Origin of the sequence: Pseudomonas sp. NBRC 111133 (assembly GCF_001320605.1) — a bacterium.
In the GTDB taxonomy this organism is placed as follows: Bacteria; Pseudomonadota; Gammaproteobacteria; order Pseudomonadales; family Pseudomonadaceae; genus Aquipseudomonas; species Aquipseudomonas monteilii.
This window is the reverse complement of sequence record NZ_BCBJ01000051.1, coordinates 37510-47613: the sequence shown is the minus strand read 5'-3', so window position 1 is coordinate 47613 and position 10104 is coordinate 37510. Positions and strand designations below refer to the sequence as shown.

At 60.9% G+C, this 10104-nt stretch carries 8 protein-coding genes and 1 pseudogene; 6 read left to right on the top strand and 3 right to left on the bottom strand.

Going from position 1 to position 10104, the window contains the following annotated elements:
* The 3 genes and pseudogenes from APH36_RS10520 to pncB all read right to left on the bottom strand — a co-directional run.
* Window positions 1-1236, bottom strand: a 1236-nt coding sequence (locus tag APH36_RS10520) for a tyrosine-type recombinase/integrase (RefSeq protein ID WP_060498569.1), incomplete at its 3' end; no start/stop codon positions are given.
* Between the two features lie 138 nt (window positions 1237-1374).
* Window positions 1375-1899: pseudogene (gene nadE, locus APH36_RS10515) on the bottom strand (NAD(+) synthase); the annotation flags it as partial.
* Window positions 1900-1902: 3 nt separating this feature from the next.
* Window positions 1903-3108, bottom strand: a complete 1206-nt coding sequence (gene pncB, locus APH36_RS10510; protein WP_060498568.1) for a nicotinate phosphoribosyltransferase — start codon at window positions 3106-3108, stop codon at window positions 1903-1905.
* Window positions 3109-3556: 448 nt separating this feature from the next.
* Between pncB and APH36_RS10505 the strand changes: the two genes are divergently transcribed.
* The 6 genes from APH36_RS10505 to APH36_RS10475 all read left to right on the top strand — a co-directional run bounded on the left by APH36_RS10505 (window position 3557) and on the right by APH36_RS10475 (window position 10012).
* Window positions 3557-4693 (top strand): branched-chain amino acid ABC transporter substrate-binding protein, encoded by a 1137-nt coding sequence (locus APH36_RS10505; RefSeq protein ID WP_060498567.1) that lies wholly within the window; start codon window positions 3557-3559, stop codon window positions 4691-4693.
* A gap of 154 nt (window positions 4694-4847) precedes the next feature.
* The gene (locus tag APH36_RS10500) at window positions 4848-5762 is read left to right on the top strand and encodes a branched-chain amino acid ABC transporter permease (RefSeq protein WP_014592581.1); all 915 of its coding nucleotides are present in this window, start codon (window positions 4848-4850) and stop codon (window positions 5760-5762) included.
* A 2-nt stretch (window positions 5763-5764) separates the two neighbouring features.
* Complete coding sequence (gene livM / locus APH36_RS10495; protein WP_060498566.1) at window positions 5765-7066, top strand: high-affinity branched-chain amino acid ABC transporter permease LivM; 1302 nt, start codon at window positions 5765-5767, stop codon at window positions 7064-7066.
* Window positions 7063-7938 (top strand): ATP-binding cassette domain-containing protein, encoded by an 876-nt coding sequence (locus tag APH36_RS10490; RefSeq protein WP_019098909.1) that lies wholly within the window; start codon window positions 7063-7065, stop codon window positions 7936-7938. The genes livM and APH36_RS10490 overlap by 4 nt, the downstream gene beginning before the upstream one ends.
* Window positions 7935-8651, top strand: coding sequence for an ABC transporter ATP-binding protein (locus APH36_RS10485; RefSeq protein WP_016712243.1), 717 nt, complete (start codon window positions 7935-7937; stop codon window positions 8649-8651). The genes APH36_RS10490 and APH36_RS10485 overlap by 4 nt, the downstream gene beginning before the upstream one ends.
* 593 nt (window positions 8652-9244) lie before the next feature.
* Entirely contained in the window at window positions 9245-10012 is a 768-nt protein-coding gene (locus tag APH36_RS10475; protein ID WP_060498564.1) for an SDR family oxidoreductase, read from the top strand.
* Window positions 10013-10104 lie beyond the last annotated feature (92 nt).

Sequence of the window (10104 nt, the reverse complement as noted above, 5' to 3'; positions counted from 1 at the left end):
AGTTCTTTCACGGAGAAGTTCCATCTCGCTGGCTTTGGTTTTAATTAGCTCACTCGGCTCAGCAAGTAATTGATACAGATCCAGTGGGATAAGCGTATATCCCTCAGACGTCATCTCTCGTTGGTGCCCATACGACTTCGAAAGCGTGACGAGACGATCCAGATAGTCTTTGCCGAGATCTGGGCTATTGAGAATCGCGTAGGCGCCGCCGTGCCTGAGTTTGTGGGGCGAGATGAGCCGCCTGATCTTCTTGGCTTTCAAAGCACGCTTGGTCACGCGATCGAAGAGCTTTTCAATGCTCTTGGTTTTGTAGGGATCACCGTGAGCGTTAAAGAACGCTGGCGTCTCCTCAGGGCTCGGGTATCGTTTGGCGAAACGACGGTACAGAGGGGTCTTGTGGTAGTCCTCAATCCGCTCCAGCGTCGTCCGACTGACCAGCGTCGTGCGCGGTTTGATCTGGTTCCGATTACCCTTGCTCCCTGCGATGTGGAGTGGGCAGTAGGGCGCCTTCATCGGTTTGACGTGCGTACCAGCCTGGGTGATGAACTGGAGCTTCTGGTAATCCAGCGCATCCCGTATTGCCTGCAGCGTGATCCTAGGGACTTCTGACTCCCGCACTCCCGTGTCGTACACGGCCTGGATCAAGCACCGCTCACGCTCAGATACCGCGTGCAAAATAAGCTGTTCCAGCTCGTCCATGCTGCAGGGCTGCACGATCCCAAGGGCGTTCGCTTTGCCTCTCCAAATTAGCCCTGTTTCGTACGGATTGTCTTCCCGGATCGCCGGGCCATCATCGTACGGGTTACACAGGAACGTCTTGAACATGTGGAGATGGGCTGAGTCCCTTCCTTTAATAGTCTTGGGCGCCAAGCCGGCATCATTCAGCCCCGCAAGGTAGCTCTCCAGCCTACCTACCGTAACGCTCAGCAGCGCATCGTCACGGTTGCTAGTCTCATACTCCTCCAGGGTCTTCAAGTGCTCCACCAGGTACATGATTCGGCTTGCGTACGATGTGGTGCTTTGGTCAGCAAGCTTGTTCTTCTGGAGGTTGCGGCACAGGTACTCGGAGGTCAGGGGTTGCAGTTGCTCTCCACTCCCCATCAACACGCACCCTGTTACCTTCACTTCGGGATTCTTCCCTTCAGGCTGGGCTAGGAACTGCTCACGGAACTCCCCTTGAGCTAGGACTGAATAGCTCAGGTTGAGGGGCTTATCTTTGACTGTGATCACCTTCATTCACGCACCACCTTTGGATTCCGTTCCAGCCTTTTGGGGAACAGGCGATGTGCATTATGGGTGGGGAGGTGTGACAGGGGAAAGAGGGTGGGGCGGGGTGTACAGAGGGGGTTGTGCAGTTTAGTGTAGGGGGGTAGAAATCACCGCCTCGGCGGCGTGGTCGGTACCGATCACCAGGCCCGCACGTGCGCCGGCAATGGTGTACTGGGCGACCATGCGCGTACGCGCCTTGACGTTGCCCACCACGAAGTCCACCAGGGTTGGCGAGCCATTCTTCAGTTCTACAACCTCAGCGGCCAGCGCCCTCACTGCCGGGGCAATGTCGACGGTGTGCACTTCATCGGCCTTGATCACGTCCAGGCAGGCCTGGGCGTCATGCTCGTCATGTTGCACCTGGTACGGCAAGCGCACGGCAATGAAGGTGTAGGCCTTGTCGCCGGTCTCGGCGCGCAGCTCGTTGATGGCGCGCTGGGCGAGCAGGGCGGCGGTCAGCGAGTCGACGCCACCGCTGATGCCCAGCACCAGGGTCTTGAGCCGGGCGTTGGCCAGGCAGTCCTTGATGAACGCCACGCGCCGGGCGACTTCGGCCTCAAGTGCGGCAGTGTCGGCGAACGGCGGCTGTACCTTCAGCGCCTGGGCAATCTCTTGCTGAACCGCTTGCATGGGTTACTCCTTGCTGGGGACTTTGAATACGTGGCGCAGGTAGGCGACGAAGTTCTCGTCGCGGCATTGGGTCTTGGCGGCTTCGTCCGAGATCTTGGCCACTGGCGCGCCGTTGCAGTCGGTCATTTTAAGCACGATGCTCATCGGGGCCACACCCGGGATGTCGCAGGTCAGGTTGGTGCCGATGCCAAAACTGACGTTGATGCGACCGCGCAGGGCACGGAATATTTCCAGCGAACGGGTGAGGTTGAGGCCATCGGAAAACACCAGGGTCTTGGTCATCGGGTCGATACCCAGTTTCTGGTAGTGGGCAATGGCCTTCTCGGCCCAGGCCACCGGTTCACCGGAGTCGTGGCGCAGGCCGTCGAACAGCTTGGCAAAGTACAGGTCGAAATCGCCAAGGAAGGCATCCATGGTGATGCAGTCGGTCAGGGCGATGCCGAGCAGCCCGCGGTATTCGCGCACCCAGCAGTCCAGCGCGGCGATCTGGCTGTCGATCAGGCGCGGGCCGAGTTGCTGGTGGGCCATGATCCATTCATGGGCCATGGTGCCCAGTGGCTTGATATCCAGTTTCCATGCCAGGTCGACGTTGCTGGTGCCGACGAAGCGGCCCGGGAAGTCGTCGCGCAGTACCCGCACCACGTCTTCCTGCACACGGCTGGAAAAGCGCCGCCGGGTGCCGAAGTCGGCTACCTGCAGTTCGGCCAGTTCATCGTCACTGGCATGCGCGCGCAGCCAGTCGAACTTGCGGTACAGCTGGTCGCGGGCCTCCGCCAGGCGCATGCGTGGGTGCAGGTGGCGGTTGCGCACTTCGCTGATGATGGCCAGCAGTGGTACTTCGAACAGGATCACATGCAGCCACGGGCCTTTCAGGCGCAGGAACAGCTGGTCGTTTTCGATGCCGATGCGCACGTAGCGCAGGTTGAAGCGAAACAGCCGCAGAAAACGCAGGAAGTCGGGCTTGAGGAAGCTGATGCGCTCGAGGAAGGCCGGCTGGCCATCATCCAGGGTGAGGTCGCTGAGCAGTTCGAGTTGGTGGCGGATCTCGCCAAGATACGGGCGCAGGTCCTCGCCGTTGCGGCAGCGGAATTCCCATTCGACGTCGGCGTCCGGGTAGTTGTGCAGCACGCCCTGCATCATGGTGAGTTTGTAGAAGTCGGTGTCGAGCAGGTTGTGCACGATGCGCTCGGCGAATGCGCTCTCGCTCATCAAGGGGGGCTCCGGAAGCGGCGAATGGCGGACATTGTGCCAGCCTTTTGGGGCTTGTTGTGTCCGTGCTTGCCCGCGAAGAGGCCGGAACAGCCAAAACAGAGGTGTTTTTCCGTGCACCGGCTAGCCTTCAAACGGTGCCGCCTGTAGCAGTCGCGCACCAGCGGTGTGCACTTCGGTGACGTCCGCTGTTACAGGGCGGTTGCACGTAAACACTTGCCAGGGTTGCAATGATGGCACATGGCGGTTGCTCCTTGTCTGTACGTGTGGTGGCGCCTGCCGCGTGGCAGACGGTTGCACGCTCAATAAAGAAAAGGCCGCCGGTCGCCTGCTGGCGCCCAGCACAGTCTGTTTTCCCGGAAGACAAACCCTATGGCACGGCCCTTGCTCTGAGCACAGGGTTGAGAAGTTGTAGTGCCAACCAAAAAAACTCTAGGAGCACCACCTCATGTCGCAGACGTTTTACAAGAAAGGTTTCCTGGCTCTGGCCGTGGCTACAGCACTGGGTGTTTCTTCGTATGTTCAGGCCGACGTCAAGATCGGTGTAGCGGGCCCGATGACCGGGGCGAACGCAGCGTTTGGCGAGCAGTACATGAAAGGTGCGCAGGCAGCGGCCGACAAGATCAACGCCGCCGGCGGCGTGAATGGCGAAAAAATCGTCCTGGTAAAAGGCGATGACGCCTGCGAGCCCAAGCAGGCCGTAGCCGTGGCCAACCGCCTGGTCGACCAGGACAAGGTGATCGGCGTGGTCGGCCACTTCTGTTCCTCCAACACCATCCCGGCCTCCGAGGTGTATGACGAAGCCGGCGTTATCGCCATCACCCCGGGCTCCACCAACCCGCAGGTGACCGAACGCGGCCTGAGCGCCATGTTCCGCATGTGCGGCCGCGACGACCAGCAGGGCATCGTGGCCGGCGACTACATCGTCGATGTACTCAAGGGCAAGAAAGTCGCGGTGCTGCACGACAAGGACACCTACGGCCAAGGCCTGGCCGATGCCACCAAGGCGCAGCTGGAAAAACGTGGCGTGAAGCCTGTGCTGTACGAAGGCCTGACCCGTGGCGAGAAAGACTTCAGCGCCGTGGTGACCAAGATCCGCTCCACCGGTGCCGACGTGGTCTACTTCGGCGGCCTGCACCCGGAGGCTGGCCCGCTGGTACGCCAGCTGCGCGAGCAGGGCCTGAAGGACGTCAAGTTCATGTCCGATGACGGCATCGTCACCGACGAACTGGTGGCCACCGCTGGCGGTGCGCAATACGTCGATGGCGTGTACATGACCTTCGGCGCCGACCCGCGCCTGCTGCCAGACAGCAAGGCGGTGGTTGAAGAGTTCCGCAAGAACGGCACCGAACCTGAAGGCTACACCCTGTATGCCTACGCCTCCCTGGAAGCCCTGGCCGCCGGTTTCAATGGCGCCAAGTCGAACAAGGGCGAAGACGCCGCCAAGTGGCTCAAGGCCAACCCGGTCAAGACGGTGATGGGCGAGAAGAAGTGGGACAGCAAGGGTGACCTGACCGTGTCCGACTACGTGGTCTACCAGTGGGACAAAGACGGTAAATACCACCAGCTGGAAAAACAAAAATAACAACGGCCCACGGCCCGGGCTGATGCTCGGGCCCAAGCCCCGCGGTACCTGTCTTTATTCGTAGATCTGCACAGTTCTGCGCTGCGAGGGCCCCGCACCGGTGGCCCGCGCCGTGGTCGGCGCTCGTGCAATCTCAATCAGGTGAGATTGCGTTATGGATGGTATTTTCCTGCAGCAACTGGTCAACGGCCTGACCCTCGGGTCGGTCTATGGCCTGATCGCCATCGGCTACACAATGGTCTATGGCATTATCGGCATGATCAACTTCGCGCACGGCGAGGTGTACATGATCTCCGCGTACCTCGCGGCGATCAGCCTGGCATTGCTGGCTTACTTCGGTGTCGAGTCGTTCCCCCTGCTGATGCTGGGCACGCTGTTGTTCACCATCGTCGTTACGGGCGTATACGGCTTCACCATCGAGCGCATCGCTTACAAACCCCTGCGTAACTCTACCCGCCTGGCACCGCTGATCAGCGCCATCGGTATTTCGCTGATCCTGCAAAACTATGCACAGATCAGCCAGGGTGCCCGCCAGCAAGGTGTTCCGACCTTGCTTGAAGGTGCCATGCGTGTCGAAGTCGGCACCGGCTTCGTGCAACTGACCTACACCAAGATCTTCATTCTGGTGGCAGCCTTCGTCGGCATGGGCCTGCTCACCTACGTGATCAAGTACACCAAGCTCGGCCGCATGTGCCGCGCCACCCAGCAAGACCGCAAGATGGCCTCGATCCTGGGCATCAACACCGACCGGGTGATTTCCTATGTGTTCGTTATCGGTGCAGTCATGGCCGCGCTGGCCGGCGTGCTGATCACCATGAACTACGGCACCTTCGACTTCTACGCCGGCTTCATCATCGGCATCAAGGCGTTCACCGCCGCTGTGCTCGGTGGTATCGGCTCGCTGCCTGGCGCCATGCTCGGCGGGATCATCCTGGGTATTTCCGAGTCGCTGTTCTCTGGCCTGATCAACTCCGACTACAAGGACGTGTTCAGCTTCTCGCTGCTGGTGATGATCCTTATCTTCCGCCCACAAGGCCTGCTGGGTCGCCCGCTCGTGGCTAAGGTGTGAACATGTCCGTTGCCAAAACTGCCGCTGTTACCGAAACCAAGGGTTTCGACCTTAAACGCAGCCTGCTGGAGACCATCGTCGCCGGCCTGCTGGCACTCATAGTGTTTGGCCCGGTCGTCGGCGTGGTGCTCGACGGCTACAGCTTCAATGCCGAGCCGCGGCGCGTGGCCTGGCTGGTGGGCGGGGTGATGCTGGGGCGCTTCCTGCTCAGCCTGTACCTGCAGACCGCTGCAGGCACGCGCATGCTCCAGGGCTTTGAAAGCGGTGGCTCGGGCGTGCATGTGAACGCACCGGACTACAAGTCGCGCTTGCGTTACATCATCCCCGCGCTGATCGTGATTGCCATTGTGTTCCCGGTGTTTGCCAACAAGTACCTGCTGACCGTGGTCATCCTCGGCCTGATCTACGTGTTGCTGGGCCTTGGCCTTAACATCGTGGTCGGCCTGGCCGGCCTGCTCGACCTGGGTTATGTGGCGTTCTATGCCATTGGTGCCTACGGGTTGGCGCTGGGTTACCAGTATTTGGGCCTGGGCTTCTGGAGCGTACTGCCGCTGGCGGCCATCGCCGCAGCGCTGGCGGGATGTATTCTCGGTTTCCCGGTGCTAAGGATGCACGGTGACTACCTGGCGATCGTGACCCTGGGCTTTGGCGAAATCATCCGCCTGGTGCTGAACAACTGGCTGTCGTTCACCGGTGGCCCCAACGGCATGCCGGCCCCGCCGCCAACCTTCTTCGGCCTGGAGTTTGGCCGTCGGGCCAAGGACGGCGGCGTACCGATTCACGAGTTCTTCGGCTTCGATTACAACGCCAACCTCAAGTTCGTGTTCATCTACGCGGTGCTGTTCATCGTTGTGCTGGCTGTGCTGTACATCAAGCACCGCCTGACCCGCATGCCGGTCGGCCGGGCGTGGGAAGCGCTGCGCGAAGACGAGATCGCCTGCCGTTCAATGGGCCTGAACCACGTACTGGTCAAGCTCTCGGCCTTTACCCTGGGTGCTTCCACTGCCGGCCTGGCCGGGGTGTTCTTTGCCACTTACCAAGGCTTCGTCAACCCGTCGTCGTTCACCTTCTTCGAGTCGGCGCTGATCCTCGCCATCGTCGTACTGGGTGGCATGGGCTCGACGGTGGGCGTGGTGATCGCAGCGTTCGTGCTGACCGTGGCGCCCGAGTTGCTGCGCAGCTTCTCCGAATACCGGGTACTGCTGTTCGGCGTGCTGATGGTGCTGATGATGATCTGGCGACCGCGTGGGCTGATCCGCATCAGCCGTACCGGTGTGACCCCGCGTAAAGGAGTGGCGCCATGAGCGACGATATCATTCTCTCGGTCGACAACCTGATGATGCAGTTCGGTGGCATCAAGGCGCTCAGCGACGTCAGCCTCAAGGTCAAGCGCAACCAGATCTTCGCCCTGATCGGCCCCAATGGCGCGGGCAAGACCACGGTGTTCAACTGCCTGACCGGCTTCTACAAGGCCAGCGGTGGGCGCATCGAGCTGAACGTGCGTGGCAGCCACACCAACGTCATCCAGCTGCTTGGCGAGCGCTTCCAGGCGGCGGACTTCGTGTCGCCGGCGCGCTTTGCCAACCGCCTGTACTACAAAATGTTCGGCGGCACCCACCTGGTCAACCGCGCAGGCCTGGCCCGTACCTTCCAGAACATTCGCCTGTTCAAGGAAATGTCGGTGGTGGAAAACCTGCTGGTGGCCCAGCACATGTGGGTCAACCGCAACCTGCTGGCCGGTGTGCTCAACACCAAGGCCTACCGCAAGGCCGAGAGCGATGCGCTGGACCACGCCTTCTACTGGCTGGAAGTGGTCGACCTGGTGGACTGCGCCAACCGCCTGGCCGGCGAGTTGTCTTACGGCCAGCAGCGCCGCCTGGAAATTGCCCGGGCCATGTGCACGCGGCCAAAGATCATCTGCCTGGACGAACCGGCAGCAGGCCTGAACCCGCAGGAAACCGAAGCCCTCAGCCGCATGATCCGTGTGTTGCGGGACGAGCACGACATCACCGTGGTGCTGATCGAGCACGACATGGGCATGGTCATGAGCATTTCCGACCATATCGTGGTGCTGGACCACGGCAACGTGATTGCCGAAGGCGCCCCGCAAGACATCCGCCACAACCCGACGGTGATCGCCGCCTACCTGGGTGCAGACGAAGAGGAACTGGTATGAGTGCGCCCATTCTCGAACTGAAGGACCTGGACGTGTTTTATGGGCCGATCCAGGCGCTGAAAAAGGTGTCGATGCACATCAATGAGGGCGAGACGGTCAGCCTGATTGGTGCCAACGGTGCGGGCAAGTCGACCCTATTGATGTCTATTTTCGGCCAGCCTCGGGCAGCGTCGGGGCACATCGTTTATCGCGGCACCGACATCACCCGCAAGTCGTCGCACTACATCGCCTCCAACGGCATCGCTCAGTCGCCGGAAGGGCGCCGGGTGTTTCCCGACATGACCGTCGAGGAGAACCTGATGATGGGCACCATCCCCATCGGCGACAAGCATGCCGACGAAGACATGCAGCGTATGTACGAGCTGTTCCCGCGCTTGAAGGAGCGGCGTAACCAGCGGGCCATGACCATGTCCGGGGGTGAGCAGCAGATGTTGGCGATTGCCCGGGCGCTGATGAGCCGGCCGAAGTTGCTGCTGCTGGACGAGCCGTCGCTGGGGCTGGCGCCGATTGTGGTCAAGCAGATCTTCTCGACCTTGCGCGAGCTGGCCAAGAGCGGGATGACCATCTTTCTGGTGGAGCAGAACGCCAACCATGCGCTGAAGCTGTCGGACCGGGCGTATGTGATGGTCAACGGGCAGATCCGCATGACCGGGACCGGGCAGGAGTTGCTGGTCAACGAAGAGGTGCGCAACGCCTACCTTGGCGGGCACTGAGTTTCATTCGGGGCCGCTGAGCGGCCCCATTCTCAATGTGGACAACTTGCCGTGGGCCTGTTTCCTCATACCCCGGTTTTCCTTCCCGAGCCCATCTTTCCACAGGCCGGATCTTTTCCACGGATAATGTGGAACCGCCTGTGGAAAACATGGTGGCATCTCGCTCAAGCCCTTTAATATCAGGCTCTGTAGAGGCCTGATCATTTTTTGATCATGTCGTGCTTGTGGATGATTTTTCGCGTTTTTTCAAAGCCCTGCAAGCACTTCGATGACAGTGCATGCCTTGTGGATAAGTCTGTGAAAAAACCTTGGATAGAGCGCTGCAGGCGGCATGCTTGAAAGCCTTGCGTCATCATCGAAAAGATATCCACTGACCACGCAGCGCTGAAAGGGTTCCGCACCGTGGACAAGTTGCCCCCAATCCGTGGGGAAAGCCTTGTGGATAACATGCGCATAGCTGGCGCCGGGCCCTCTGCTGCAAGGGTTTGCCGCAGATGAACAAAAAATGAACAGCCGCCTGACTGGCTTGCTGCCAGCGCCCGGCGCGGGCATGCTGCAAAGCTGCCATGACAACCTACCGTGAGGAACAGAGCATGACGTCCACCGTATTCATCACTGGCGCCACGTCCGGTTTCGGCGAGGCCACCGCCCGCCGCTTTGCCGAGGCCGGCTGGAAACTGGTGCTCACTGGCCGTCGCAAGGAGCGCCTGGACGCCCTGTGCGCGGAACTGTCGGCCAAGACCGAAGTGCATGGCCTGGTGCTGGACGTACGTGACCGCAAGGCCATGGAACAGGCCATCGCCACCCTGCCGGCCGGCTTCGACAAGCTGCGCGGCCTGGTGAACAACGCCGGCCTGGCGCTGGGCGTGGATGCGGCGCAGAACTGCAGCCTGGACGACTGGGAAACCATGGTCGACACCAACATCAAGGGCCTGATGTACACCACCCGGCTGCTGCTGCCACGCCTGATCGCCCACGGCCGTGGGGCGTCGATCCTCAACGTGGGGTCGGTGGCGGGCAACTACCCGTACCCGGGCAGCAATGTGTACGGCGGCACCAAGGCTTTCGTTGGCCAGTTCTCGCTGAGCCTGCGCTGCGACCTGCGCGGGACTGGCGTGCGGGTGAGCAACATCGAGCCGGGCCTGTGCGAGAGCGAGTTCTCGCTGGTGCGCTTCGGGGGGGACCAGGCCAAGTACGACGCGACCTACGCGGGTGCCGAGCCGATCCAGCCGCAGGACATTGCCGAGACCATCTTCTGGATCCTCAACCAGCCGGCTCACATCAACATCAATAGCCTGGAGCTGATGCCGGTGAGCCAGGATTGGGCAGGGTTCTCCATCGACCGGTCGGTCAAAGGTTAATGTCAGTCGGTTAAACGACTGGGGCCGCGTTGCGGGCCATCGCCTGCAAGCCAGCTCCCACAGGATTGTGCAATCCTCAGGAGCTGCGCTGT

Coding starts and splice junctions, on each gene's coding strand:
- APH36_RS10475 (WP_060498564.1), top strand. CDS start 9,245: ATGACGTCCACCGTATTCATCACTGGCGCCACGTCCGGTTTCGGCGAG.
- pncB (WP_060498568.1), bottom strand. CDS start 3,108: ATGAGCGAGAGCGCATTCGCCGAGCGCATCGTGCACAACCTGCTCGAC.
- APH36_RS10500 (WP_014592581.1), top strand. CDS start 4,848: ATGGATGGTATTTTCCTGCAGCAACTGGTCAACGGCCTGACCCTCGGG.
- APH36_RS10505 (WP_060498567.1), top strand. CDS start 3,557: ATGTCGCAGACGTTTTACAAGAAAGGTTTCCTGGCTCTGGCCGTGGCT.
- livM (WP_060498566.1), top strand. CDS start 5,765: ATGTCCGTTGCCAAAACTGCCGCTGTTACCGAAACCAAGGGTTTCGAC.
- APH36_RS10485 (WP_016712243.1), top strand. CDS start 7,935: ATGAGTGCGCCCATTCTCGAACTGAAGGACCTGGACGTGTTTTATGGG.
- APH36_RS10490 (WP_019098909.1), top strand. CDS start 7,063: ATGAGCGACGATATCATTCTCTCGGTCGACAACCTGATGATGCAGTTC.